This is a genomic window from Acidovorax radicis, assembly GCF_020510705.1.
Classification (GTDB): Bacteria; Pseudomonadota; Gammaproteobacteria; order Burkholderiales; family Burkholderiaceae_C; genus Acidovorax; species Acidovorax radicis_A.
The window spans coordinates 2,172,146-2,198,515 of the sequence record NZ_CP075184.1; the positions used below are offsets into that span (position 1 = coordinate 2,172,146).

Sequence of the window (26,370 nt, forward strand, 5' to 3'; positions counted from 1 at the left end):
GCGATGAAACCTCTGTCCCACTTCTCCACATTGTTGTTTACGCTGGTGTTGTCTGCGTGCAGCCCTTCCTCGGCCATCGATACGGTGGAATCGCTTGCTGCCAACCCCGAACGACTGAAGGCACTGCGCCTGCAATGCAAACTCGAGCGCGCCAAGCTCGGCGATGAACTCTGTAACCGGGTGGCGGAAGCGACGAACCGACGCTTTCTCGGTGATCGTAAAACAACCGACACACCACCGAAAGATCCTGCCAAGTTCTGATCTTGGACGAATTGCAAAAAAGCTGCATTTTTTGCTCGATACGCCGCAGCATGCCGCCGCTCGCGGCATTTTTATTGGCTTCGTCGCTACGGGAATTGATGCCTTGTAGAGCATCGTTGTTCCGATAACGGTCTTTGACCGACTTTGATCCAGCCCTCAGTCTCGAGTGTGCGGCACGTTTTCGTGCCTCTTGCCGCGCAGGAGAAATTGGGAAGTCAGGATGCAAGGTCAAGGTGTGCTATTCGGGCAGATCGCCGCTGTCTTCGGCATCGTGGTCGCTGGCGTGTGGAGCGCCACACAATGGACTGCCGTCACCCTGGGCTATCAAGCACGCCTTGGCTCGCCCTGGTTCGATTTCTCTGGCACACCGGTCTATCACCCCTGGCGGCTTTTCGAGTGGTGGTTCTTCTTCGATGCCTACGCACCGCATGTCTTTGACATCGGAGGCGCAATCGCAGGTAGCAGCGGTTTGGTGGCTGTGGTGGTTGCCATCTCCATGTCGGTATGGCGCTCGCGGCAATCCAAGCTGGTCACCACCTACGGCTCGGCACGCTGGGCCCGTGCCACTGACATCCGCGAGGCCGGGCTGACCCAGCCTGCTGGCGTCTTCCTCGGCCAGCATGACGGGCACTACCTTCGCCACGAAGGCCCTGAACACGTCCTGACCTTCGCGCCCACGCGCTCAGGCAAGGGCGTCGGCCTGGTGGTCCCCACGCTGCTCTCCTGGCCGGCTTCCGCCGTGATCCACGACATCAAGGGCGAGAACTGGTCCATCACCGCAGGTTGGCGCTCCCGCTTCTCGCACTGCCTGCTGTTCAACCCCACCGATGCCAAGTCGGCCGCCTACAACCCGCTGCTGGAGGTGCGGCGCGGCGCACATGAGGTGCGCGACGTGCAGAACATCGCCGACATCCTGGTCGATCCCGAAGGCGCCCTGGAGCGCCGCAACCACTGGGAAAAGACTTCGCACGCATTGCTGGTCGGCGCCATCCTGCATGTGCTCTATGCGGGCGAAGACAAAACGTTGCGCGGCGTCGCCAACTTTCTGTCCGACCCGGCATGTCCGTTCGAGCTGACGCTGCACCGGATGATGACGACGCGGCACCTGGGCCACGCTCCGCATCCCGTCGTCGCCTCGGCCGCACGCGAGGTGCTCAACAAGAGTGACAACGAGCGCTCGGGCGTGCTGTCCACGGCGATGTCCTTACTCGGCCTGTACCGCGATCCCACGGTGGCAGAAGTCACCTCGCGCTGCGATTGGCGCATTGCCGACCTGATATCGGCGGAGCATCCGGTATCGCTGTACCTGGTGGTGCCGCCCTCGGACATCAGCCGCACCAAGCCGCTGGTTCGGTTGATCCTCAACCAGATCGGCCGGCGGCTCACCGAATCGCTCGATGGTTCGGACGGCATCGCACGCCGCCACAAGCTGCTGCTGATGCTCGACGAGTTCCCGGCCCTGGGGCGTCTGGACTTCTTCGAGACGGCGCTGGCGTTCATGGCCGGCTTCATCAGGAATCAGCATGTCTCTCACAAAGAAGAAGCCAGCATATAAGAACAGTAAGACTAGTAGTAGCAATGGTGGAACTCAGAAGATGAGTCCACACAGACATGTCTCTGCAGCGTTGCAGCAGTCCCCTCCTCCTGCCATTGGCGTGATGGCTATCGACAAACTGTACTTGGACTTGCATTTGCAAGCCTATGAACTTGACGCTGCATTGGATCGCGCACGTCAACTGCTCCGTAATGGCCGCCTGGGCAAGGGCAGCACTCAGGGCACCTTCTTTAAACACGCCTTCGTGCTCCACCTGCCCAGTGGCGCCATCGTGCGCTTCCACATGGTGCCAAACAACACAGACAAGGGCGCCCCCATGCAGATCGTGCTCAATCCGAACCAGATGGAAAAAGGCGACAGCGACTTGCTCAAGGAGGTGTTCAAGACTCTGTTCTCCGTAAGCGCCCGCCTGATCGCTGCCAACATGCTCATCCGTCGCATCGACGTTTGCATTCAGCTTGGCCTGCCCATTGATGACTTGGTCATCGACATGGAAGGCGTTATGTCCGGCGCGAAGGTTTGGGTGAATACAAACCGCAAAGGCTACGTGCAGACCATCTACATGGGCGACGTTAACTCGGCCCATCACGGCGTAGCCTATGACCAGCTTGCGAGCGATGCCTACAAACGCCTGGTGGGCGAGAAGCCTAGTCGCAGCAAGCTACGCGACAGCGCTGAATTGGCTCTCGAACGCAAGACTGGCCGGACTCAGTTGGAGAGCCGCCGCAATTTTGAAAAGCCCCTGACCTTTGCGGAACTGGCGCAGATTAGGGCCCCCTTCGGCAGGTACCGCATCTTGGAACTCAAGGGTGATGCTCAGAAATGGGATGCCAGCTTCTCGGGCTACGTCGACAAGGTGCGCTTGCGCGGTGTACACGGTGCGCGTGCCCACATTCAGGAACAGTGCGGCAAAAGCCGCCTGGTTAACGAACAACTTCTGGCGTGGGAAGCCCGCCTCAATGCCATGGCTGCGCCATGGTGGAAGCCGGAGATGTACGCCGCGTCGCTGCTTGAGACGTTGCGCGACTCCGCCGCGTGGCCATTCTTGAAAGTGACCGCTTAGCCGACACAACCGGCCGACAAGCGATTTGAGCCACTTTCAGTTGAAATGGCATTCATTCATGCCGGTGGCTCGAATACCGAGCTTGCCGGCCGTTCTGGAGCCATTCAGAGCACTTCTTTGCCGCTGGACTTCGCTGGCGCCGATTGGCTATGCCGATTCGGACTAGCCGGTAACAGTCAATGGAAACACTATGAATTTAAATAGTTGATAGCCAAAAACTAAAATGACATGCCGGTTTTCGTTGCGGTGGTTGCGGAGGGCTTCCGGAGGTCAAGGATAATTCACCGCAGCAACAGGTTTGAAGCAGGCTTGTATACTGTATTTATTTACAGGCACAACACGTTCGTGTGAGTGCCTGCTCACCTTGGGAGTACTATGCCGTATGAATTGACCGATGAGCAGCGGGACCGCTATAGAGAAACCTCTATTCGTTCACAGCAGCGCAAACTTCGATTGTTACAGGCCCACGAGAACAACCCCCTGCTCGGCGCAGAGTTCGGAGATCGTCTTGATGTTGACGATCTCATGCCGCAACTAGAAAGTAATGGACTTTCTTCGCTATCGTTGTTTGCTGGTGGCGGAGGCCTCGACCTTGGCTTTGAGCGCGCAGGCTTCAGTCATAGCGCCTCATTTGAGATTCTTGACATTTGTGGCGAGACCCTGCGTTCCAACCGGCCTGAGTGGACGGTTTATGCAGGAGCAGAGGCTGGCGATGTGCGCACAGCCCGCTTCCTCGACTTCAGAGGGGTTGATATTGTTCATGGCGGCCCCCCTTGCCAACCTTTCTCCATTGCAGGAAAGCAGGCCGGCGCTGATGATCCACGCAACATGTGGCCCGACTTCATTCGGTGTGTCCTCCAGACCCGGCCGCGTGCTTTCGTTGCCGAAAATGTGCCTGGCCTGTTGGATCGCAAGTTTGAGGGGTTCGTGCAAGAGAACATTCTTCAGCCGTTGCAAGAAAGGTACACGATTTTCAAGTTCAAACTTGCGGCTCATGACTTCGGCGTACCTCAAGCCCGCCGCCGTGTTTTCTTCGTTGGGTTCCGGGCTGCTCGTGATGCCGCTCGATGGATCGAACCTGCGCACACACATGGAGACGTGGAAGGCGTCTTCGGGCCAATTTTGCCGCGCAACACAGCCCGTCGGAGCCTTGGACTTCCGCCCATCGGCTACGACGTGGTAGCGCCGACATTGCGCTCAGGATTTACCGGACCGAGGAACACCACTGGTGTTTTGAACAGTAAGGCTGCATTAGGCATTTGGAACGAGTTGCGCATCTGGCCAAATGGCGTTCAACCGACTCATGCTGTGGCAGCAGCCTACCCGCCGGAGAACGGACACTTCCGGATGGCTGTCGATGACTGCGCGTTACTTCAGGGATTCCCGGCCAATTGGCGGTTCAAAGGTGCTGTATACCAAGCTCTCGGCCAAATTGGGAATAGCGTATGCCCTCCAGTAGGCTATGCTGTCGCGCGACAGGTAGCAAGAGCTTTAACAGGGAACTAAATGCCAGTACAAGATGATGAGCGCGAGCGTGAGCTTGTTCGGATGTTCAACCTCAATTGGGATCCCGCTCATCAGCGTGCTGGCGTTGACGCCGTTCTTGACGTTGAAGTCAATGGCGAGAATTTCCGCTTTGATGTTGAAGTCAAGTCTTCGACGGGTACTACTGTTTCAACTGCGCGGGATGTGGGAATGGATCACATCAAAAAATGGCGCAGGATGCTTTTTGTGATCGGTTTCTATTCAAAAGAAGCTAGAAGGCCTGAGCTTCAGCATTGTCTCTGTTTGACCCCAGTTGATATGGAGCCTTGGATCGCATCCATCGAGGCCAAAATATCAATTGATTTTAAGCTTGCTCTCTGGGCGTCACGTCGTTTGTTGGTCGAGGATTTGTACGAGGTCTGCGGAGAGCAGGAGTCCTATTCCATCGAGGACGCCAAGCGCTTACATAAGCAGCAATGGACTGCGGATGAATATCAAGCGGCCTTAGACTTGGTCGTCGACGGCAAACCAAGAATATCTCCGCAACGGATGCTGGAGATTTTGCAGCTACGTTTGCAGTACATCGCACAACGTGGTGCGACTCTGAACAACCCTCACATAACTAAGACACATCTCAGCTCGTTTGAAGAAACAAATCGTGTGGTGAAAGGGCCAAACTGGGCAGCAGGGGTTAGAGCAATTGCCGAGGATTTTGTAATTAATAACCCTCAGCATCCCGGCATTCTTAAAATATAGTCTGAGCCGAGGTATTCCTTTGAAGAGTGCCCTGAGTTGTCGCATCTTGAACTGCCGCCGCAAGAAGCTTCCGTTGTGGCTGGGTACTCGTCGGCCTTAATGTGAAAAGGGCTAGTCCTGCAAACCCTGGTGCCCGGTTTGGCAAGCGCGCCGTAGGCCGGGCGAAATTCGCACCACCCAGCCCGTCTACTCATGAAAATTGACTATATCCAACTGAAGGGCTATCGCAACTTTGCCGATGCTCACATCAACTTTGCCCTGAACACGTTGGTGATCGGAGGGAATGACGTTGGCAAGACCAACATGATCCATGGGCTCCGGCTGCTGCTCGATAAGACGCTCTCCGACGCAGACATTGAGCCATCGGCTCGTGACTTCCACTGTGCCAACGATGGCTCACAAGCCAGCACCTTTTCAGTTCTCGTCGCATTCTCCGAGGTGACCCAGGACGCGGTGCTCTCCCAGCTAAAGGGCCATGTGAGCGCGACTGGGCAGACTTTCCTCGGATTCCATGCAACCCGATCAGACCTAAGCTATAAAATTTTTGCTGGCCATGATATTTCGAGCATGGCGGAGATCTCCAGCCGCTTCTACTTGAAGCACTTGCATTTGAAGTACATCCACTCGCAGCGCGACCTCCAGCGATTCATTCGTACTGAGAAAAAGCACTTGTTGCGTCTTGCTCAAGATGCCCGCACACCAAAACAAACGGATGCTGATACGACAGAGCTCCTCGCGCTGGGCAAGCTTCTTGACACAGTCAATGCCGGTGTAAAGAGGCTGAACTATGTCGCTTCGGCGACGACCGATCTCAACGCGGAGCTGAAAAAGCTCTCACATCATCACGCGGGTTATGACGTCTCGCTTGATACTGGCGCGATCGACATGCAGCAGTTCATCGAGCAGTTGGAATTAGGCGCCAGCACAAATGGCTCACCCGTGATGCTGGGCGGCGACGGCCGCAACAACCAGATCCTTCTTGCCCTATGGAAAGCCCGGAGCGTCCTTGAGCACGATGAAGACAACGAGGTTGTGATCTACTGCGTCGAAGAACCGGAAGCGCACCTCCACCCCCATCAACAGCGAAAGCTCGCGAGCTATCTGATCAGTACCCTGCCCGGACAGACGATCGTCACATCGCACTCACCTCAAATCGCCGCGAGCTACCGTCCCGACTCGGTCGTTCGTTTGATGAGGGACAAGGGCTCAACGCGCGCGGCCAGTCAGGGCTGCTCTTCTTGCATCGAAACTGCGTGGACTGGACTGGGGTACCGAATTAGCATCCTTCCGGCTGAAGCATTTTTTGCCTCTGCAGTGATGATGGTCGAAGGCCCGTCGGAGATGTTGTTCTACTCAGCTTTGGCTCGCGCACACGATCTAGACCTTGATCAGCACAATGTATCTCTTTTGTCCGTCGATGGCGTGTCCTTTGCCACCTACAAGCGAGTGCTCGATGCTTTAGAGATCCCGTGGTCGATGCGCACTGACAATGACGTTTCCGACATATCAACCGGGCCTCGCTCAGCTCCGGTGGTCCTGCGCAACCTAGCAGGCATCAATCGAGCACTTTCGTTGGCCGGATATGCTTCGGAGCCCCATCGTCCGCCGCCGTACGATCGGCAAACCTCTCTCAGTGATGGAACGTGGATGAGAGTCAGTACTGCCGTTGCACCTAAAGGCGTCTTCTTGTCTGAAGTAGATCTTGAGCACGACATAGCCGCAGAGTTTTCAACTCTAATGGCCACCTTTAATAACCTGGGAGCGCCAGACGCAATCAAGTATCTTCAGGGCAAAAAGGCCACGCGCATGCAGGAATTTATTCAACACTGCGGCGCCAACCTTAAAGCCGGTCCTGCCGGAAACCTGCTGAAGCCGCTCTTGCACTGCATCAACGCTGCCCTGAGGGTTTAGAGGATGGCTGCCTTTTCCCCTAGCTTGGAACAACTACGAGCGATCGAGTACCAAGGCCACATGGCCGTAATTGCTCGACCAGGGAGCGGCAAGACAAGCGTGATTTCTCAAAAAGTCCGCAAGGAATTGGAAAACCTACGCCCCTATCAAGGCATCATCGCCATCTCCTTTACGAACAAGGCAAGCGACGAGCTGGAGCATCGCTGCAAGACGGGCTCGTTCGACGTCAAGCAATCTTTCTTCGGTACGATCGACAAATTCTGCCTGCGCGAGATCATCCTACCGTTTCAGTGCCATGTAACTGGTGTTCCCGTCGAACTGGCCACAGGCAAGATCCGCGACTTACCCGAGACGATCCAACAGCTGCTTCCTACGATAAGCATCGCGAACGCTTCGCTCAAGGATATAGATGCTTTCCTGCCCTTCCTATTGGCAGCGCTCGCACATGGTTGTATTCCGATGGAAGCTGTCGGCATGCTGGCTTGCTACGTCTTCGAGATGTCGGCTGCTTGCAGAACGTACCACAAAGCACGATATAGAGCAGTCTATGTCGACGAGTATCAGGACAGCGGTTACTTTCAACACGGGCTTTTTCTCAAGCTACGCGATATCGGGCTGACCGCGGTAGCAGTAGGAGACATTGATCAGTCAATTTACTCTTTCGCGCACAAAGATGCTCGCTATTTACAGGCTATATGCGCTTCGGGAAGTGGTTTCGCGACCTTTGCGATAACGACGAACTTCCGAAGTCACCCTTCGATTAATGACTTCGCCCAACGGCTGCTGAACCCAAATCATGCAGTAACTCGGACGGGAGATGATCGGGTATTCATCAAGACGGTCACTGGCACTCAGATTCACGTCGCCCATTGGCTGAGGACTGCAATCCCGCATTTGATGGCTCACTATCAAGTGTCTGCGGCTAAGAGAGTAGCCATACTTTGTAGAAACCAGAACACCGTGTCGCTGGCCGCTGCAAATATTGGGCTGTCTCACGTGGCTGTAGAAGACAGTCCATTTGCTCTAGCTTCGCTGTCCGAAGCCAACCTTTTCAGCGACCTGCTGCGTTTGCGCTATGACCCACAAGCTACGGCAGAGTCGCTACTCGACCGCCTGGGGCCGGTAAGGCTTACGGCTCCAGAAAAGCGCCGTATACGTAAGTCCATCCTCCTTTGCCGCTCTTGCGATGAAGCCAATCTAGCTACTGTCCTCATATCAGCGGCTACTGCGGTTATGGGTATGCCACCAACGAAGAAAAGCACTGACGAGCTTCTAGCTATTTGTGCGAATGTCCACCAGTTGGGTCAATTCCGTGAGCCCAGCGATGATGCGGTGCAGATCATGACGCTGCATAGAGCGAAGGGGTTAGAGTTTGACTTGGTCTTCCATGCGGATCTATACGATCACGTGATGCCAGCGCGGGAGTATGACGGCGTCCCTTATGGGCAAGTTGTCTTTAAAGACGAGCAACAGTGTTTGAACCTGCACTACGTTGGGGTGACTCGCGCTATCAAAGCGGTAGTTCTGCTAACGTCAACCAAACGCTTAAACGGTTCCGGACAGGAGAAAAGCGGAGCCCCATCGCAGTTCATCGGCAGGAACGGGATGAACGCCGTGCCAATCCCTTGGTAGCAGCTCGCAATCCTCATTCAAGCGAGCTCTGCATGCGAGCCTAGGCGGGATCTTCATTCTTGCTGCCAGGCGGATGTACTCAGAGAGTGCCATGTCCGACGTGTGTACTGTCTGTTTCCGTAACCGATGGCTGTCGCTAGTGAAAGAGAACCGCCCAAAAAAGAGCGCAGGGCAAGACCCAGGTCAAGCAGATGTTCCTAGAATGGAACGACGATCATCCCTCAGGCAGCAAGATTATGTTGACCATGGTGGCGGCGTGCGATGAGCACAAACACATTGACAACATCATTCTCAGCGCAGCACTCATCAGGCGCGTGAAACTTGGCGAGATAAACGCTAAGCCGATCATATTCGATGAAAAAGAGACACCCGTCGTTGCCACGTTAACGCCCCCGTTGCGGCACCTACTGATCGTTGCGGCTTTTTGGGTTGAGCTAAGAAGTCAATGAAAACAACATGTGCTTCATATAATCTAGCAATAGGTGTGGTGCATCCGGAATGCCTAGCTCGCTTCATGGGTCAATATTCAATCTGCGTTGATTAATGATTTTTTGAAGGCGAATGATATTTTCCCCCTTATAAAATACTTAAATGTAGTCTATAAAATATCAGGGCAAGAGTGGTATTGTTGATTTAATAGGGAATTATATTTTTGTCATGACCATCTTATTCGATGACGATCAATTTTCTTCCGCCACTCTTGGGGTTTATAGCACAAATAGTTTTTTTACACGTTTCAAGAGCGCCGCCGATTTATCTCCTGCTGATGGCGATCCATATCCTAGCGCGGTTCCAACCCATGTGCATGAATTCATTCACTATCTCCACAATATATCAACGGTAGCAGGGGTTCGTGCGGCTGTTTTGGTAAATACAGCCGTATTTATGGCGACTCAGTACCTAATGACTGAGAGTGAGTTGATCGAAAAATCAAGCCAAGAAACACTTCAAAGTAAAGACGTTGAATTTTTTCTGAAACACTTGAATCTTATATTTGGTTCTTTTGAAAAAATAGAAGACTGTAGAGATGAAAGCATCGAAGATCATTGGGAGATATCAAATCTCCAGAGTTATGATCAAAATTGCTTTGCACACCTTTTTGCTTACCAATTAAACATCAAAGGAGTAATAAAAAAAAGAGCCGTACATGGAGTTTTAAAAATAGGCTTAAATTTTATTACGGAGGGGATTGCTTACGAAGTGGAGCGAGAGGTGTGGCAAAAAAATGGCATTGCATCTGGAATTATTGATGATGCAACCCCAATATTTCCATATTTAACCTATGAGCCTGTGGTTAATTATATTGTAGGGCGCAAAACAAATCAATCAGAGCGGATGAAAGTTGGAAGCGCTGCGCTCATGCATTATTCACCCTCACAAGGGTTTATTGAGGCTTGTCTGGCCCTTAGAAAAGGTGGTGATTCGTTTGATAAGTATTTTAAAAATTCCATCAAAGCATTAAAATTTTATATGGACAATGCCTTTGAAGAGGAGGTGGATATTCTCAGGGAGTTTTATGCACATACTGATAAGCTTGGGGAGCCATTTGAAAGCTATCTTATGCGAATTAAATCTGCTTCTCAAATGCGATCGACATTCCCCTTGGTTGAAGAGATATTCCTGCAAGATTCATTGACTCCTAGCAGATTTTTGGAAATTTCATCTGCTCTAGCGGAACGACTTATTATTCAAGAGAAAGCTGACGGAACTGCCATCACAGACTATCATGGCAACCAAAATGGGCTGGCTTCATTGCCAGATGAGAAAATAACCTGGTTCATCGTTTTGTGTTCTGCAATACATTTTGTAAAGCAACATTTCACTGCAGATGGGGGGATATCTAAAACAAAAGATCTAAAGAATGCAATTTGCCCCTTTTCCGGTGCCTGCTATGTCGAATTTTCAGAAGGTAATCCAGACGTGTGCAAAAAGACTCCTTGGAGATTTAAGGCAACAAAGAATGTGAATAAAAATGGTGTTTGCTGGTATGTCGCCGGGATTCGATCTATAACACCAGAATCAAAAAAAATAGCCAGCATGCCGTAGTTTAAATGGCTGTTTCTGGTTTTTTAAGTTTGCTTTTTTAAAAACGAAAATTCTGATATAATTGGTGTATAAACATTTGCTTTGATTTTTAATATAATTGACGGCACTTGTGTTTTGGATAATGCAGCCTTTCGTTGCCACCACATGGGCAGTTTGCCGCATTGCATGGGAGCACTACTACCCGAATGGTTGGTCGGCCAAGAATTGATCCGAGAAAGTCGGCAGATTGAACAGCGATGCTGGCGTGAACTTGGATATGCGAAGCAGCCCATTTTCGATGGTGACCTGCCTGCATTTTTGATGGAGGACGGTGTCGGTCAACCATGCGATCTGTCTCTACCAACGGAGCCGGTGAAGTTGGCTGCCCGCATGGTGAATTTGGCAGCCTCATCATTACCGACGTCGTCGCCAATCGGCGCTAATCTGGACACGCTGGCGCGGCTGCTGAATTTCACGCCATTCGAGTCCCAGTGGTTACTTTGGTCTTGCTGTGTCTGGCATTTCGGCCGAGCGATCCTGCCAGTCATCACATTGCGTCATGTCACTCATGGTTGCGACGTGCTGGCGCTGCTAGCCGACATGCCGGTGGGCGCTGTTCAAGATGCCGTGGCCTCGCGTCGGTTGTACGCCTGGGGTTTTCTCGATGGCATCGGTGCTGAAGGTGAAATGCCCCCGTTGCTGAGCGGCTGGCTGTCGGCCTCCGACAAGTTTGCAGACTGGGCCGAGCATCCCTATGCCTCGGACAGTGATCTGTCGAAAGCGCTCTGCCAAGCGCAAGTTTCCTTACCAGCCTCTCGCTGAGGCTTCGTCTTTCGTCGGCTGCTTTTCTGCGGCCGCACTGATTTCCCTCGCCCGCGTTTTCTATCCGCTACCTGTTTGCGGAGGACTACGCACGCCCGCTTGTTTTCACCGTTCTGTTTCGTTCCCTACCTATGGAGTTTTCAATGACCGCTACACCCGAACCAACATCAAGTCTGGCCTCGTCTTCACCGACTACCACCACCATCATTTATTCCAGTAGCGCCAAGTTTCCGCTGGGTCAGATTGTTGCCACACCCGGTGCTTTTGAACTGCTGCAAGAAACTGGCTTCAGCGCTGCGGCCCTGTGCCGCCGCCATGTGCAATGTGACTGGGGTGATATATGCGAAGAAGACCGCGCAGAAAACGACTTCGCCATCACGCGCCGTTTGCGGATTCAGAGTTGCTATCGGCTCGTCGATGCGGAGCGACTGGCTGCAACGCCCAGAGACAGGCGTTCGTCACTGCCAACGCTCTGGATCATTACTGAAGCCGACCGCAGCGTGACTACGTTGTTGCGACCAGATGAGTATTGATATGCCCAAAGCCGTCTCAACCAAGCGCGCTGAGCCGTCATATACGTTTCAGCGCATCCACGCGGCGCTGCAGACCGGCCATACGCTTACCGTTCAACAGAAGCGCGAAGAGCCGGTGCCGGTCTTCATGCAGCAATCGGTTCTGGACGCATCTTGCGGGACTCACATGCTGGCGATGCTGCTTGTGATTCTTGGACTTGCAAAGGCCTCGGCGCTGCACGACATGTCACGGCGCAAGCATGGTGTAGCAGCCGCAGTGTGGACCGCAATGTCCCCGTACTACTTCACCGGAATCACCCCCGAAAACTGGGCGGATCAAGTGAATGGCCTTGGACTGCCACTCGAACTCACCGCTCGCTACTGCATTGAGCACGATGTGGATGCCCCCGCCGTCAAATGGCTCATGCAGGGTGATCTAGTTGCCATTGCATTTACCTCTGTGAAACATCACCGCACCAAGCACTGGGCTCTTGCGGTCGGCGTGGAGGGTTTGGTAGTGGGACAAAGCCACTTTCCGCAGCGTATCCTGCTACTAGACAGTGGTGGCGGAGAACCATGTTTCCACGCCCATAACGCACGGCTGCGTTTGCTAGATGCCGGCCCCGGTAGCCGTCGTGCCAAGCCTGGTTGGCACAAAGAGCCCAAGCAGAAGATGATCATTTGGATGCACGAGTCTGAGTCTTGGCAACCCGAGGCAGTTCGGTTGCTCGCAGCCATACGTGTGCGGAGAACGTCATGACGCTGAACCGGCGCGAATGGTTGCAGACGCTGGCCCTGGCGTTCATACCAAGTTCTTCAGTCGTCCATTCAGCACTAGTTCTTGACGATCTGTGCGCAGCAACGGAGCCGGATGCCATGCCTGCTTTGGACTGGGGTGATCTGTATCGTGCACTAACCGAATGGGGGTACTCGCCTTGGTGCTTCGTTGCTACCGGCCGCCACCGTGATTTGCAGACCATGATCAATGACTGCCTTGACGCCATTGCACAGCATCGGCGGCGCAGGAATCCGACGACGGCCATTGTGGTACTGAGCGGTGATAGCCACAGACTGCAGTTGCAACACTGTGCAGCCGTCTCCAGCGCGATCCATGCAGCCGTGGGTTCGCGCGAGATCAACTTGTGGTTTGCTGCGGCGCGTGACCCAGTCCTGATGGATGCTCTGAGGGTCACAGTTGCCATGGACGGGTGAGAACAGCGTCTGTCATCCAGCTCCTGTTACCGAACTAAACCGGCCGTGCTCTCTTTGCAGGAGCCGAGGACTGCTGGGCCAGCTTCTTCTTTCTCATGGTCTCCGCTCGCTTCAACGTTGCGGCGGATGGTGGTCGCGGCTCGTGCGAAGCCTGGTTCTTACGACGCTTCTGAGCCCCCGATGACGACGGCGGAAGCGTGTCTTCAATGCCCGCAAAAAGCTCTGCCAACGTGATCTTCAAACACCAGCAAAGCGTGCCCAAGCTGTAGAGCGATGGGTTGGTCGCGCCCCTCTCGCAAAGGGAGATGAACGTCCGATCCATCTCTGCAGCGAATGCAAGGTTCTGCTGTGTCAAGCCGCGATCCTGTCGTATGCGTTTCAGGTTGGCTCCGAGCTTCTCTGCCATCGGATTACCGACCAGCGGCGACGCCTGTGATTTTTGAACTGCCTTCGGGGAACTCATGCCCCGAGGGTTCCGAACCAGATGAATTTGGTATGCGTTATATATACTTCATTTCATACAAAGAATCTCAAACCAAAAGTGCGATGGTGCCTTGCACTCAGCGGCTCATCCATTGCCCATCAAACATCAAGGAGAGGGACATGCGTACTGCACGCACACGACCGCAGCGAACACGGGTCTGGCTGCACATTTCGATGGTGCTGCTGATTGCTCAAGCCGCTCAAGCCCAGCCCACAGTCGGCACCTACACCGGCACACTCGAATGCGGCCCCCTGACTACCAACCCCCAGCAGGGCGCATGGAGTCAGCCCATTCAACTGACCATCTCGGGCCAAAGCGTGACCTGGGAACGGCTCGACAGTCGGCTGTCCGAGACGGGCTCCGGCATGCTGCGCAATGGTCGCGTGAGCTTCAATCTGGAGGGCCGTTGGAGCCCAGGGCAGCGCAGTACCGGCCAATGGCGCAACGTGGTCATGCTGGAGTGGAAAGACTCTGCGCTGTCCGGACCAGCCACCATTTTTTCAGCCAATGGCGATCAGCGCTTGCGAGATTGCTCGGTACGGGTTGCGATGGCCGGGGGCACTAAGCCGGTAGCGGTGCCACCGCCGGTATCGGCTTCTCCTGCAGCCGCTGAGCGTGCCAGGCGTGAGCAAGAAGCCAACCGAGAGAAAGACGCCCTGCGCGAGCGTGCCATCCGAGAAAACGATGAGCGCATAGCTCGCCAACGGGAAGCCCAGCGCCGCGAAGATGAGCAGGCGCAGCGCCAAGCCCAGGAGCGCCGTGATGCCCAGCGACGGAGCCAAGAAGCCTGGGAGCAGCAGCAGCAGGCGGTCGAGCGCCAGCGCGAAGCTGAACGGAAGGCCAAAGAAGAGCAGGAACGCCAGCGCCAGGTTGCCGCGAAGCAGCAGCAAGAGCGCGAAGCCCAGGAGCGTGCTGCCGCTAAAACCCAGCAGGAAGCCAACGCCAAGGGGGCCGCCACACGCCAAGCAGCCCGAATCCGCGCACTAGGGCTGCCAGCGGACTTTGTGTCTTCCATGCTCTACGTGAGCTATGGCGCCGCCTGGACGGAGTTGATGCCTTGCGCGCAGTGGCTTGGCCTGCTGCTGGAGAATCAGAAAATTTCAGAAGTACGGGCTATCACGGTGCGCGGCCGACCCGGCGTGTCCATCAAACGGCCTGGCCAGCCCGCCATCGGCTTTGTCTTCCGCACAGAGGGCAAGGAAGCCTACGTCTGGGCTCTGGTGACCGATGACCGAGCCTCCTTGCTGGAAACCCCAGGCGAGCACATGCATGTGGCGCAGTTGTTGGCCCTCTACACCGATCCGAGCCGCATGCCCTGAGCCGGTGTGTCATCCAGCGCACGGCCATCCTTATTCATCCAACCAAAGAAGCAAAAATGAAGAAGTCCCTTTCCCTTGTCTCGATGCGGCGTGCCGCCATTGCCATGCCGGTGACGATGCTACTGGCCTGTGGCGGTGGTGGCGGTGGTGGCGGCGGTGACAACAGTGCATCAACCACGCCTGTAGATCTCACACTGGCGGCTGCTCCAGCCATTGCCCCGGCCAACGGAACCACCGGCGCCGACTATGCGCCTGCGGTGCAATTCACTGCGAGCAAGGCCCTAGCTGCGGCCGGTATCAAGCTGGTCTGCGATGGTGTGGCTGTGGCGGGTAAAACCACTGTCTCCGGTGCCGTGGCAACCTTCAAGCCAGATGCCCCAGGCGTTGCCGCCAATGCGCAGTGCTCGGCTTCGGTGGACGCTGCAGCGACGAAGGACGCGGCTGGAACTGTGTTCACCGGATCAACTGCCCTGACCAGCTTCACAGTGAAAGCGCTGGCTTGCCCTGGTGGCTCGGCCAACACCCCTCCGTCGTTCAATGGCGCGGCATTGGTAGCAGCCTGTGGCAATGTGTTCGTTGAATCCGCTGTTGCCAAGAATCTCTGGCCAGTGATCGTCAATGGCATCCAGACGGCCCTGGAGATGGATCGCAAGGTCAACGGCCAATTGCAATCGGCCCAGCCGGATGTGCTGGTGTGCCAATCGGGGACATGTGCGGACTATTTCGCGGGCCCACGGCGGCGTAATGTGACGCTGTACCCGAATACCTACGCCGGTCAGTACGTGGCTCCGCGCATGACCGTGGTGCTCACGTCACCGACCTGGACACAGAACCCGTATGTGCTTGCCCATGAGTTCTCGCACGTGGAGGTGGCGGCGCGCACTGGTGGCAAGCACGTGCCAGCCTGGTTCGATGAGGGGCTGGCGACTTACATCGCTGGTGAGCCTATCTGCACGAACGTCACAGGCAAGGGCATTGACGATCTGCGCAAGCTCGATCAGGAGACGGATTGGGTGGCGTACACGGGACCGGAAGATGTGTTCTTCAAGACCTACTGCCAAGCACGCGCGGAGGTGGCAGCGTGGATCGGCAAGCGCGGCAATGCTGGCGTGGTGCAACTGCTGGATGCGGTGCGGCAGGGGCAGTCGTTTGCGGGGCAGTATGGTGCCATGCAACTGCCCTGACCAATCGTTGACGGAGCGGTAGACCGCAGGCTTGCCGGAGCGCCAAGCAGCATCTCTGCAGCGAAATCGCCAAGATCGCATGGCTTCTTGGCAGTGGCGCTGCACCGATCTTCCACGCTGGAATGTCCAATGACGTTCCAGCGCATCCAGTCCAATCGCAAACTGGATGGTAGAAATGATGGTAGATAAAAACAAAAAAGCGCCCCGAAAGGCGCTTGTTTGCTTGCTTACTGGCGGAGAGGGCGGGATTCGAACCCGCGGTGGGGATTAGCCCACACACGCTTTCCAGGCGTGCGACTTAAACCGCTCATCCACCTCTCCGGTGGCCTTCGATTATAGCCACAGCAGTGCGGTCATTTTGACGTTAAGTGGGCGATGATGAAAAAAATGCAGAACGCCCATCCGTCAGCCAAGACAAAACAAGAGTACTCGCGCTTTTAGACGGCTTTCGTGCTGGTCTGCACCATCTTCATAGCCGATCCGATCAGCGCGGACACCTCGGTCATATTGCTTGGCACGATGAGCGTGGTGGTGGCGTCTGCTGCCACTTGGCTGTAGGCCTCCATGGCCTTTTCTGCCACCTTGAGTTGCACGGCCTGCTCGCCGCCGGGCTGGCGGATGGCTGCTGCCACGCGTTCGATGGCTAACGCGTTGGCGTCGGCTACAGCCAGGATGGAGGCCGCCTCGCCCTGGGCCTTGTTGATCACGGCCTGCTTTTCCCCTTCGGATCGGGCGATAAATGCCTCGCGCTCGCCCGTGGCGATGTTGATCTGCTCCTGGCGTCGCCCTTCGGATGCGGCAATCAATGCACGTTTTTCGCGTTCGGCGGTAATTTGTGCCTGCATGGCGTGCAGAATTTCTTTTGGAGGGGTCAGATCCTTGATTTCGTAGCGCAATACTTTGACGCCCCAGTTCAATGCGGCCTCATCGATGGCCTGCACGATTTGGGCATTGATGATGTCCCGCTCTTCAAAAGTCTTGTCCAGTTCAAGCTTGCCGATCACGGAGCGCAGCGAGGTCTGCGCCAGCTGGGTTACCGCCATGATGTAGTTGGACGAGCCGTAGCTGGCACGCATGGGGTCGGTGACCTGGAAGTAAAGAATACCGTCCACCTGCAGCTGCGTGTTGTCGCGCGTGATGCAGACCTGGCTGGGCACATCGAGAGGGATTTCTTTGAGGCTGTGTTTGTAGGCCACCTTGTCAACGAACGGGATCAGGAAGTTCAACCCGGGGGTGAGGGTGCCAGCGTATTTGCCCAAGCGTTCTTTCACCCACGCGTTTTGCTGGGGCACGACCTTGATGGATCGAACGATGAAGATTACGGCGATGACGAGAATGACGATGGCTATTTCCACGAGATAGTTTCCTTTTCGATGGACGGGTGAATCCGCAGCACGATTACAGCGGGTCTACGAGCAGGCGGCTGCCTACGAGTTCGGCGACACGGTGCATTCCTGTGGAGGGAGTGACACCAGGGCGGTGAATGGCGATCCATTGGGCTCCGCGGTACTTCACCGTAGAGGTTCCGTCGGGGTTCCAGCTTTCGATCAGGATGATTTCGCCCACATCGAGATTCACACTGCGGTCAGCCCGAGCCGAGGGGCTGCCAGGGAGTTTCTTCTTGGCGACGTAGCAGGCCACGACAGATCCGCCACCAACAATCGCCGCAGCCACCATTTGTCCTGCGGTGTGCAGGCCTAGGTGAGCAGCCACCGCCGCAGCAACAAGGCCCACGGCCACCATCAAGAGGTAAAAGGTGCCTGTCAGCAATTCAGCTGCTACCACGGCCCCCGCGGCAAGCCACCAGATGGTGGATTCCTCCATATCAAACCTCCTGTGCAGTTTTGTCTGCTTGTAATGTGTTGCGTGCACCACATTCTGGGTCAAAAGGGGGGGAGTTCAAAGGCTGGTCATTGTTATTCCTTACACTTCGCGCCTGTTTCGTTTTTTGCCTGGCAGGGCACGGTTGCACGGAGGCTGCGCATGAAATTTCGTTTTCCCATCATCATCATCGATGAGGACTATCGCTCCGAGAACACCTCGGGTCTGGGTATTCGTGCTCTGGCGCAGGCCATCGAGTCCGAAGGCTTCGAGGTTGTGGGGGTAACCAGCTATGGGGATCTCTCGCAGTTTGCCCAGCAGCAAAGCCGCGCCAGCGCGTTCATCCTGTCGATTGACGACGAAGAGTTCACCGTGGGCGAGGGTTTGGACCCTATCGTGCTGAGCTTGCGCAACTTCATTGGTGAAGTGCGCCGCAAGAACACCGAGGTGCCGATCTACGTGCACGGTGAGACCAAGACCAGCCGCCACCTGCCCAACGACATCCTGCGCGAGTTGCATGGCTTCATCCACATGTTCGAGGACACCCCCGAATTTGTGGCGCGCCACATCATTCGCGAGGCCAAGAGCTACCTCGAGGGCGTGCAGCCGCCGTTCTTCAAGGCGCTGCTCGACTACGCCGAAGACGGCTCCTACAGCTGGCACTGCCCCGGGCACTCGGGCGGCGTGGCGTTTTTGAAGAGCCCGGTGGGCCAGATGTACCACCAGTTCTATGGCGAGAACATGCTGCGCGCTGACGTGTGCAATGCGGTGGAAGAGCTGGGCCAGCTGCTGGACCACAACGGTGCCATCGGCGAATCGGAGCGCAACGCCGCGCGCATCTTCAATGCCGACCACTGCTTCTTCGTGACCAACGGCACATCGACATCGAACAAGATGGTGTGGCACCACACGGTGGCCCCGGGCGACGTGGTGGTGGTGGACCGCAACTGCCACAAGTCCATCCTGCACAGCATCATCATGACCGGGGCCATCCCCGTGTTCATGAAGCCCACACGCAACCACTTCGGCATCATCGGCCCCATTCCGCAAAGTGAGTTCGAGCCTGCGGCCATCCAGGCCAAGATCCGCGCCAACCCGTTGCTCAAGGGCGTGGACGCAAAGAAGGTCAAGCCGCGCGTGCTCACGCTCACGCAGTCCACCTACGACGGTGTGCTCTACAACACCGAAACCATCAAGGGCATGCTCGACGGCTACGTGGAGAACCTGCACTTTGACGAGGCCTGGCTGCCACACGCGGCCTTCCATCCCTTCTATGGCACCTACCACGCCATGGGCAAGAAGCGCACGCGCCCCAAACACTCGGTGACGTACGCCACCCAGTCCATTCACAAGCTGCTGGCCGGCATCAGCCAGGCCAGCCACGTGCTGGTGCAGGACTCGCAGACCACCAAGCTCGACCGCCACCTCTTCAACGAGGCCTACCTGATGCACACCAGCACCAGCCCGCAGTACAGCATCATCGCCAGCTGCGATGTGGCTGCGGCCATGATGGAGCCGCCTGGCGGCACCGCGCTGGTGGAAGAGAGCATCCTGGAGGCGCTCGACTTCCGCCGCGCCATGCGCCAGATCGAAGACGACTTTGGCAAGAAGGACTGGTGGTTCAAGGTCTGGGGCCCCGAGAAGCTCGTGGACGAAGGCATTGGCCGCGCGGAAGACTGGATCATCCGCAGCGACAGCAAGAGCAAGAAGGCTGGTGCCAAGTGGCACGGCTTTGGTCAGCTCGCAGATGGCTTCAACATGCTGGACCCGATCAAGTCCACCATCGTTACGCCGGGCCTCAACCTGGACGGCAAGTTCGACAAGACGGGCATTCCTGCGTCCATCGTCACCAAATACCTGGCCGAGCACGGTGTGGTGGTCGAGAAGACGGGCCTGTACAGCTTCTTCGTGATGTTCACCATCGGCATCACCAAGGGCCGCTGGAACACGCTGCTCACGGCCCTGCAGCAGTTCAAGGACGACTACGAGAAGAACCAGCCCATGTGGCGCATCCTTCCTGAGTTCTGTCAGCAGCACAAACGCTACGAGCGCATGGGCCTGCAGGACCTGTGCCAGCACGTGCACCAGATGTATGCCAAGTACGACATTGCGCGCCTGACCACCGAGATGTACCTGTCGGACCTGACGCCCGCCATGAAGCCGTCAGACGCCTACGCGTACATCGCGCACCGCAAGACGGAACGTGTGGAGATCGACCAGCTGGAAGGCCGTATCACCGTGGGGCTGGTTACGCCATACCCGCCGGGCATTCCGTTGTTGATTCCTGGCGAGGTGTTCAACAAGAAGATCGTGGACTACCTCAAGTTCGCCCGCGAATTTGCCAAACTCTGCCCGGGCTTTGAGACCGACATCCATGGCCTGGTCGAGGTGGAAGATGAATCCGGGCAGGTGCGCTATTACGCCGACTGCGTAGCCGCCAGCAATACACCGAAGAACCCCAAACCACTGGCCACGGCCAAGAACCTGGTGCAGGTGGGAGACGATGGCCCCTATGGGCGCAATGTTTGACGGTAGCGCCTGCGGCTAGTGCCGCAGCGTTTTGGCTGTCCCACATCCATCGCCCCTGGCATTGCTGCGGGGCGATTTTTTTGCCATGGATTTTCGGTTGCCAAAGAGGTCAAGAGGTCGGATGCTGAATCCGCCTGGCTGCAAGCCGCGTAGGGATGATTCGCTGGCGCTCGGCGAGGGCGGCGGCACGGGGCACGAGGGCCGCGCATCCTGCTGCGTGCCAACGTCAGCGGGGCGGCATGTCCTCACGCACGCGCAGAAAACTGGCGAAGCGGGGTAGTCCGCCATCATGGGTGCCCCGAAAACGGTAGGTGACCCAGCTGCCGATCGGGGGTGGGGCCTCCCGCTGCGCGTCGGTGAACCCCGCACCCAGCCGAAAACGCTGGCCGGACGGCATTTCCACCAGCATGGCACCCATGCGACCGGCATGGCGCCCTTTGCCGGGCAGATGGGCGATGACGCGGGCTTCGGCGTCTTCGTGGGTTTTGACCTTGACCAGATCGTCGCTGCGGCCAGATTGGTACCGAGAGCTGCCTCGGTGCAGCATCAGGCCTTCGCCGCCCCCGCGCACGGTGCGCTGTAAAAGGGCCTGGAGCGCTTCATCTGTCGCAATGCGTTTTTGTGCCACGGCCTGCACCCGGGGTTGGCCGATGCGCTCGACCAGGGCCTGGAGTGCGGGCAGGCGTTCGTCGAACGTGCCTTCGTGCTTGGGCAGGTCGAACACCATGAACCGCATCGCGCGCCACGCTGCATCGTCGGGTTGTTGCTGGCGGACGGTGGACTGGGCGTGGGTAAAACGGTTCCGCCCGGCCCACAGCTCGCCGTCCATGGCCACCGCCGGCCAGCCTGCCGTGAACCAGGCAGGCGCTGCCACCGTTTCGCCACCCCGCGTGCGCAGTGTGTGGCCGTCCCAGAAGCCGCGCACTCCGTCGAATTTTTCGCTCACCCAGTAGTCAGCCAGCGGCATGCCGGGCCGGTACACATTCGCCAGCAGCAAGGCTGGCGCGTCGGCCGCAAGCACCGAGAAACAGGGCAGGGCGGGCAAGCCAAGCCAAAGCAGGCAGCTTCTGCGGCGCATGGTGGTGAGTGGGTTTGCTATTGAATATATAGCTGCTTGCGCTTTATGGATAAGAGCTAGCGGCCATTTTTCTATAAATTAACTAAAAAGCGATATCAGACTTGGTCGGCGCTCAAGCCCGCGGTCTGGCTGAAGCCGCCATCTACGTAAGTGATCTCAGCCGTCATGCCGCTGGCCAGGTCAGACAGCAAGAACGCAGCGACGTTGCCCACGTCTTCAATCGTGACGTTGCGGCGCAGGGGCGCGGCATCGGCCACACGGCTGAGCAGTTTGCCAAAATCCTTGATGCCGCTGGCCGCCAGCGTTTTGATGGGGCCGGCGCTGATGCCGTTGGCACGGATGGCGCGGCCGTCTTCGGTCCGACCCACGGCCTCGGCCAGGTAACGCACCGACGCCTCCAGGCTGGCCTTGGCCAGGCCCATGGTGTTGTAGTTGGGGATGGACCGCAGTGCGCCCAGGTACGACAGGGTCAGCAGCGACGACTTGTCGTTCAGGTAGGGCAGGGCCGCCTTGGCCATGGCCGGGAAGCTGTAGGCGCTGATGTCGTGCGCGATGCGAAAACCTTCGCGCGAGAGGCCTTCCAGGAAGTTGCCGGCAATGGCCTCGCGCGGGGCAAAACCAATGCTGTGCACAAAGCCGTCAAACTTTGGCCACACCTGGGAGAGGTCGGCAAACATGCGGTCGATCTGCTCGTCGCTACCCACGTCGCAGTCAAAGATCAGCTTGGAGTCGAACTCGGCGGCAAAGTCGGTGATGCGGTCCTTGAAGCGATCGCCCACGTAGCTGAATGCCAGCTCGGCGCCTTGTTGATGGCAGGCCTTTGCGATGCCGTAGGCGATGGAGCGGTTGGACAGCACGCCCGTGATGAGCAGTTTTTTGCCGGTCAGAAAACCCATGTGTAATCTCCTTGTGGAATGGCGGAATGCAGGCCTGGCGCCCTGTGCATGTGGATAGGTGGCATCTGCTGCAAGGCCCGGCGAACGTAGTGCAGAATTGTCGCATGCGGTTTTGGCTGACTTTTTTGCTGATGGGTTGCGCTGTTCCTGCGTGGGCTGCGCATGCGTATGCGTTGTGGGGCGAGCCGCGTTACGCGGCCGGGTTTGCGCACTTCGACTATGTGAACCCCAATGCGCCCAAGGGGGGCGAGTTGCGGTTGGTGAGCAACCTGCGCACGTCCACCTTTGATAAATACAACCCGTTCACCATCAAAGGCAGTGCGCCTGCCTACCTTGCGTCGTTGATGTTCGACTCCCTGCTGGTGGGCTCAATGGATGAGACCGCCACGGGCTACGGCCTGCTGGCCGACGACGTGGCGGTGGCGCCAGATGGTTTGTCCGCCACTTTCAGGCTTCGGCCCGAAGCACGTTTTCACAACGGCAAGCCCGTGCTGGCGCAAGACGTGAAGTACAGCTATGAAACGCTGGTGGGGCCCTACACCTCGCCCGCCTACAAAACCATGCTGATCGAAGTGGCCGGTGTGGACGTGCTGGACGACCACACCGTGCGCTACCGCTTCAAGCAGCCCAACCGCGAGTTGCCGCTCACGGTGGGCGGGCTACCGGTCTTCAGCCGCGACTGGGGTGTAGAGAACGGAAAAGCCAAACCGTTTGACCAGGTGGTGATGGACATCCCCATCGGCAGCGGGCCCTACAAGATTGGCCCCGTGCGTTTTGGCAAGGACATCACCTATGTGCGCGACCCGAACTATTGGGCGCGTGATCTGAATGTGCGCAAAGGCACGGCCAATTTCGACCAGATCCTGGTCAAAATCTACAAGGACAGCACGGCGCGCCTGGAAGCGTTGAAAGCGGGTGAGTTTGACCTGATGCGGTTTTTCAGCGCAGGGGACTGGGCGCGGCGTGTCACGGGCAAAAAATTTGACACCGGTGAATTGGTCAAGGGCGAATTCGCCCACAAGCTGCCCTCGGGGTTTCAAAGCTATGTGCTCAACACCCGGCGGCCTCTCTTGCAAGATGTGCGCGTGCGCGAGGCCCTGGGCCTGGCCATGGACTACGAGTGGATGAATCGCCAGATGTTCTATGGCGCCTACCAGCGGGTCAACGGGCTCTTCGGCAACACCGCCTGTGAGACACGTGGAACACCTTCGCCCGAGGAGCTGGCGTTGATGGAGCCTTTTCGCAAAGACATCCCGCCCGCAGCTTTTGGTCCCATGACCGTGCCGCCCCGCACCGACGGCAAGGCGTCACTGCGTGACAACCTGCGGCGCGCGCAAAGGCTGCTCAAGGAAGCGGGCTGGGAGGTGCGGGACGGGGTGCTGCGCAACGCCCAGGGTCAGGACATGGTGCTTGAATACATGGACAGCAGCGAGGTGGGCGTTCGCACCATCGCGCCCTGGATGCGCAACCTTGAAAAGCTGGGCATCACCCTGCGTTTTCGGTCGGTGGACTTTGCGCTGTACCAGCAACGCCTGCAAAAGTTTGATTTCGACATCACGTCACTGGCATACCAGGGCACCAACAACCCTGGCCAGGAGTTTGCCGACATGTTCGGCAGCCAGGCGGCGGATGTGGAGGATTCGGGCAACTTCCCCGGCGTGAAGAACCCGGCGGTGGACGCCATGATCCGGGCCATGACCTCGGCCAAGACCGAAGCGCAACTACTGCCCGCATGCCACGCGCTGGAGCGCATCATTGCCCACAGCCACTACCTCATTCCGCAGTGGACAGCGGCCACGCACCGCATGGCCTACAACGCCTGGCGGCTGGCCAAACCACCGATCGTGCCCGCATATACCAGTGGCGAAGGCTGGGTGATTGACACCTGGTGGGCGCGCATGCCGCCCCAGACCGCGCCGGACAAGAAATAACAAGATCGCCCACCCATGCTCGCCTATATCCTCAAACGTGTCCTGCTCATGCTGCCCACCTTGCTGGGCGTGCTGCTCCTGACCTTTGTGGTGATCCAGTTTGTGCCGGGTGGCCCCGTCGAACAATACATGGCCGAAGCCAAGGCGGGTACGGGTGGCGCAGGCGCCGAAGGTGGTGGCCTCAGCTACCGGGGCGCACAAGGGGTGGACCCGCAGCGGATCGCACAAATCAAGGCGCTTTATGGTTTTGACAAACCGGCGCACGAACGCTTTATCGCCATGCTCGGCCAGTTTGCCCGGTTTGATCTGGGCAAGAGCTTTTTCCAGAACAAGGATGTGTGGCAACTGGTGGTGGAAAAGCTGCCGGTGTCCATCAGCCTCGGGTTGTGGACTTTTTTTATCAGTTATCTGGTGGCGGTGCCGCTGGGCGTAGCCAAGGCGGTGCGCGCGGGCTCGCGCTTTGACCTGGTGACTACGCTGCTCATTCTGGTGGGCTACGCCATTCCGGGGTTTGTGCTGGGTGTTGCGCTGCTGGTGATTTTTGGCGGGCAGTTGCAGTGGTTTCCGCTGCGGGGGCTTACCTCTGCCAACTGGGACGAGCTGTCGTGGGGCGCGCGCATGGTCGATTACCTGTGGCACATCACGCTGCCGATCATTGCGATGGTGCTAGGCAGCTTCGCCGTGACCGCGATGCTGACCAAAAATGCGTTTCTCGAAGAGATTCGCAAGCAGTACGTGCTGACCGCCCGTGCCAAAGGGCTGAGCGAGCGCCAGGTGTTGTGGAAACACGTGTTCCGCAACGCGCTCATTCCTATCATCACGGGTTTCCCGGCGGCCTTCATTGGCGCTTTTTTTGCAGGCTCGCTTTTGATCGAGACACTCTTTTCACTCGATGGACTGGGGCTGCTCAGCTATGAAAGCGTCATCCGCCGAGACTACCCGGTGGTGCTGGGCACCTTGTATCTGTTCACGCTGATCGGTCTGGTCACCAAGCTCGTCAGCGACCTTTGTTATGTGTGGGTGGACCCGCGTGTCAAGTTTGATTGAGGGCGAACCATGTCCATGCAGTATTCCGTGACTCCCGAGGTTATCGAGCGCACCGTGCGCGTGTTGCAGGCTCGGCTGCCGGGCCTGCTGGCGGTGTACGGCTTTGGCAGCCGCATGCAAGGCACGGCAGGGCCGGACAGCGACCTGGACATGGCCGTGCTGGTGGCTGGGAATGCCGATGCGCTGCTGCTGTGGCAAATCTCCGGTGAACTGGCCGACATAGCGGGTTGCGATATTGATTTGCTGGACTTGCGCGCGGCGTCCACGGTGATGCAATACCAGATCATCACCCAGGGCGAGCGCTGGTGGGCACGGGATACGCAGGCCGCCATGTTCGAGAGCGCCATCCTGAGCGAGAAAACCGCACTGGACACGGCGCGTGCCGGTCTGCTGGCCGATATTCAGGAACGAGGGAGTGTGTATGGTGGATGACGTGCTGATCAACAAGGCCGCCACGATTGAGCGCTGCGTAGCGCGCGCGCGGGAAGAATATTTCAGTGATCCTTCCAGTTTCGCCACTAACTTCAGCCGCCAGGATGCAGCCATTCTGAACATCCAGCGCGCCTGCGAGGCTGCGCTAGACATGGGCCAGCACCTCATTCGGCGCGAGCGGTTGGGTGTTCCACAAAGTGCACGGGATGTTTTTGCCTTGCTGGCGCAGGGCGGTTGGATCGACGTGCTTTTGGCCGAAGGTTTGAAACGCATGGTGGGGTTCCGCAATATTGCGGTGCACGACTACCAGAGCCTGCAACTGCCCATCACCGTCGCCATCATTGAAAAGCATCTGGATGAGTTTCTTCAGTACAGCAAGGCCATCCTGCAGCGCAATGCCGGGTAATCAGCAGGA

Annotated in this window: 24 protein-coding genes, 1 tRNA gene and 1 pseudogene; 20 read left to right on the forward strand and 6 right to left on the reverse strand. The window is 57.2% G+C overall.

Annotated features, from left to right (window positions below; all coding sequences use genetic code 11):
- Nucleotides 1-3: 3 nt before the first annotated feature.
- From KI609_RS09895 to KI609_RS09955, 13 genes and pseudogenes are all read left to right on the forward strand, one after another.
- Entirely contained in the window at nucleotides 4-261 is a 258-nt protein-coding gene (locus tag KI609_RS09895; protein ID WP_226449568.1) for an EexN family lipoprotein, read from the forward strand.
- Between the two features lie 220 nt (nucleotides 262-481).
- Nucleotides 482-1,771: pseudogene (traG, locus tag KI609_RS09900) on the forward strand (IncP-type conjugal transfer protein TraG); the annotation flags it as partial.
- Nucleotides 1,772-1,919: 148 nt separating this feature from the next.
- The gene (locus tag KI609_RS09905; protein WP_226449570.1) at nucleotides 1,920-2,879 is read left to right on the forward strand and encodes a hypothetical protein; all 960 of its coding nucleotides are present in this window, start codon (nucleotides 1,920-1,922) and stop codon (nucleotides 2,877-2,879) included.
- Between the two features lie 387 nt (nucleotides 2,880-3,266).
- On the forward strand, nucleotides 3,267-4,385 hold the full coding sequence (locus KI609_RS09910; protein ID WP_226449572.1) for a DNA cytosine methyltransferase: 1,119 nt from the start codon (nucleotides 3,267-3,269) through the stop codon (nucleotides 4,383-4,385).
- Nucleotides 4,386-5,120, forward strand: a complete 735-nt coding sequence (locus KI609_RS09915) for a hypothetical protein (protein WP_226449574.1) — start codon at nucleotides 4,386-4,388, stop codon at nucleotides 5,118-5,120. It begins immediately after the preceding gene.
- Between the two features lie 192 nt (nucleotides 5,121-5,312).
- On the forward strand, nucleotides 5,313-7,031 hold the full coding sequence (locus tag KI609_RS09920) for an ATP-dependent nuclease (RefSeq protein WP_226449576.1): 1,719 nt from the start codon (nucleotides 5,313-5,315) through the stop codon (nucleotides 7,029-7,031).
- Nucleotides 7,032-7,034: 3 nt separating this feature from the next.
- A complete protein-coding gene (locus KI609_RS09925; protein WP_226449578.1) occupies nucleotides 7,035-8,663 on the forward strand; it encodes a UvrD-helicase domain-containing protein in 1,629 nt (542 codons plus the stop codon).
- A 191-nt stretch (nucleotides 8,664-8,854) separates the two neighbouring features.
- Nucleotides 8,855-9,112: a hypothetical protein gene (locus tag KI609_RS09930; RefSeq protein ID WP_226449580.1), complete on the forward strand. Its 258-nt coding sequence runs from the start codon at nucleotides 8,855-8,857 to the stop codon at nucleotides 9,110-9,112.
- A gap of 208 nt (nucleotides 9,113-9,320) precedes the next feature.
- Nucleotides 9,321-10,709 carry a hypothetical protein gene (locus KI609_RS09935; protein ID WP_226449582.1) on the forward strand — a complete coding sequence of 463 codons (1,389 nt, stop codon included), beginning with the start codon at nucleotides 9,321-9,323 and terminating at the stop codon, nucleotides 10,707-10,709.
- A gap of 144 nt (nucleotides 10,710-10,853) precedes the next feature.
- The gene (locus KI609_RS09940) at nucleotides 10,854-11,510 is read left to right on the forward strand and encodes a hypothetical protein (RefSeq protein ID WP_226449585.1); all 657 of its coding nucleotides are present in this window, start codon (nucleotides 10,854-10,856) and stop codon (nucleotides 11,508-11,510) included.
- A 143-nt stretch (nucleotides 11,511-11,653) separates the two neighbouring features.
- Nucleotides 11,654-12,043, forward strand: coding sequence for a type I restriction endonuclease subunit M (locus tag KI609_RS09945; protein WP_226449587.1), 390 nt, complete (start codon nucleotides 11,654-11,656; stop codon nucleotides 12,041-12,043).
- A gap of 1 nt (nucleotide 12,044) precedes the next feature.
- Nucleotides 12,045-12,782: a hypothetical protein gene (locus KI609_RS09950; RefSeq protein WP_226449589.1), complete on the forward strand. Its 738-nt coding sequence runs from the start codon at nucleotides 12,045-12,047 to the stop codon at nucleotides 12,780-12,782.
- A complete protein-coding gene (locus KI609_RS09955; RefSeq protein WP_226449591.1) occupies nucleotides 12,779-13,234 on the forward strand; it encodes a hypothetical protein in 456 nt (151 codons plus the stop codon). Before KI609_RS09950 ends, KI609_RS09955 begins: the two co-directional genes overlap by 4 nt.
- A gap of 34 nt (nucleotides 13,235-13,268) precedes the next feature.
- Here the strand turns inward: KI609_RS09955 and KI609_RS09960 are convergent, their stop codons facing one another.
- Complete coding sequence (locus tag KI609_RS09960) at nucleotides 13,269-13,697, reverse strand: helix-turn-helix domain-containing protein (RefSeq protein ID WP_226449593.1); 429 nt, start codon at nucleotides 13,695-13,697, stop codon at nucleotides 13,269-13,271.
- Nucleotides 13,698-13,837: 140 nt separating this feature from the next.
- Between KI609_RS09960 and KI609_RS09965 the strand changes: the two genes are divergently transcribed.
- Nucleotides 13,838-15,037 (forward strand): hypothetical protein, encoded by a 1,200-nt coding sequence (locus KI609_RS09965; RefSeq protein WP_226449595.1) that lies wholly within the window; start codon nucleotides 13,838-13,840, stop codon nucleotides 15,035-15,037.
- 56 nt (nucleotides 15,038-15,093) lie between these two features.
- The gene (locus KI609_RS09970; protein ID WP_226449597.1) at nucleotides 15,094-16,221 is read left to right on the forward strand and encodes an Ig-like domain-containing protein; all 1,128 of its coding nucleotides are present in this window, start codon (nucleotides 15,094-15,096) and stop codon (nucleotides 16,219-16,221) included.
- Nucleotides 16,222-16,452: 231 nt separating this feature from the next.
- Here KI609_RS09970 and KI609_RS09975 read toward each other — a convergent pair.
- From KI609_RS09975 to KI609_RS09985, 3 genes are all read right to left on the reverse strand, one after another.
- Nucleotides 16,453-16,542 (reverse strand) — tRNA-Ser (locus tag KI609_RS09975).
- Between the two features lie 116 nt (nucleotides 16,543-16,658).
- Nucleotides 16,659-17,576 carry an SPFH domain-containing protein gene (locus KI609_RS09980; RefSeq protein ID WP_226449599.1) on the reverse strand — a complete coding sequence of 306 codons (918 nt, stop codon included), beginning with the start codon at nucleotides 17,574-17,576 and terminating at the stop codon, nucleotides 16,659-16,661.
- A gap of 43 nt (nucleotides 17,577-17,619) precedes the next feature.
- Nucleotides 17,620-18,045, reverse strand: coding sequence for an NfeD family protein (locus KI609_RS09985; RefSeq protein ID WP_226449602.1), 426 nt, complete (start codon nucleotides 18,043-18,045; stop codon nucleotides 17,620-17,622).
- A 159-nt stretch (nucleotides 18,046-18,204) separates the two neighbouring features.
- Between KI609_RS09985 and KI609_RS09990 the strand changes: the two genes are divergently transcribed.
- On the forward strand, nucleotides 18,205-20,571 hold the full coding sequence (locus KI609_RS09990; protein WP_226449604.1) for an arginine/lysine/ornithine decarboxylase: 2,367 nt from the start codon (nucleotides 18,205-18,207) through the stop codon (nucleotides 20,569-20,571).
- A 226-nt stretch (nucleotides 20,572-20,797) separates the two neighbouring features.
- On the opposite strand, the gene KI609_RS09995 is transcribed toward KI609_RS09990, so the two are convergent.
- Together KI609_RS09995 and fabI are read right to left on the reverse strand one after the other, a co-directional pair.
- The gene (locus KI609_RS09995) at nucleotides 20,798-21,649 is read right to left on the reverse strand and encodes a DNA ligase (RefSeq protein ID WP_226449606.1); all 852 of its coding nucleotides are present in this window, start codon (nucleotides 21,647-21,649) and stop codon (nucleotides 20,798-20,800) included.
- A 95-nt stretch (nucleotides 21,650-21,744) separates the two neighbouring features.
- The gene (gene fabI, locus KI609_RS10000; protein ID WP_226449608.1) at nucleotides 21,745-22,545 is read right to left on the reverse strand and encodes an enoyl-ACP reductase FabI; all 801 of its coding nucleotides are present in this window, start codon (nucleotides 22,543-22,545) and stop codon (nucleotides 21,745-21,747) included.
- Nucleotides 22,546-22,649: 104 nt separating this feature from the next.
- Between fabI and KI609_RS10005 the strand changes: the two genes are divergently transcribed.
- From KI609_RS10005 to hepT, 4 genes are read left to right on the forward strand one after another with little or no spacing between them, the layout of a single operon-like run.
- Nucleotides 22,650-24,476: an extracellular solute-binding protein gene (locus KI609_RS10005; RefSeq protein ID WP_226449610.1), complete on the forward strand. Its 1,827-nt coding sequence runs from the start codon at nucleotides 22,650-22,652 to the stop codon at nucleotides 24,474-24,476.
- Nucleotides 24,477-24,491: 15 nt separating this feature from the next.
- Complete coding sequence (locus KI609_RS10010; RefSeq protein WP_226449612.1) at nucleotides 24,492-25,523, forward strand: microcin C ABC transporter permease YejB; 1,032 nt, start codon at nucleotides 24,492-24,494, stop codon at nucleotides 25,521-25,523.
- A gap of 15 nt (nucleotides 25,524-25,538) precedes the next feature.
- Nucleotides 25,539-25,955: a type VII toxin-antitoxin system MntA family adenylyltransferase antitoxin gene (gene mntA, locus KI609_RS10015; protein WP_226450300.1), complete on the forward strand. Its 417-nt coding sequence runs from the start codon at nucleotides 25,539-25,541 to the stop codon at nucleotides 25,953-25,955.
- On the forward strand, nucleotides 25,945-26,361 hold the full coding sequence (gene hepT, locus KI609_RS10020) for a type VII toxin-antitoxin system HepT family RNase toxin (protein WP_319003137.1): 417 nt from the start codon (nucleotides 25,945-25,947) through the stop codon (nucleotides 26,359-26,361). Before mntA ends, hepT begins: the two co-directional genes overlap by 11 nt.
- The last annotated feature ends 9 nt before the right edge of the window (nucleotides 26,362-26,370 follow it).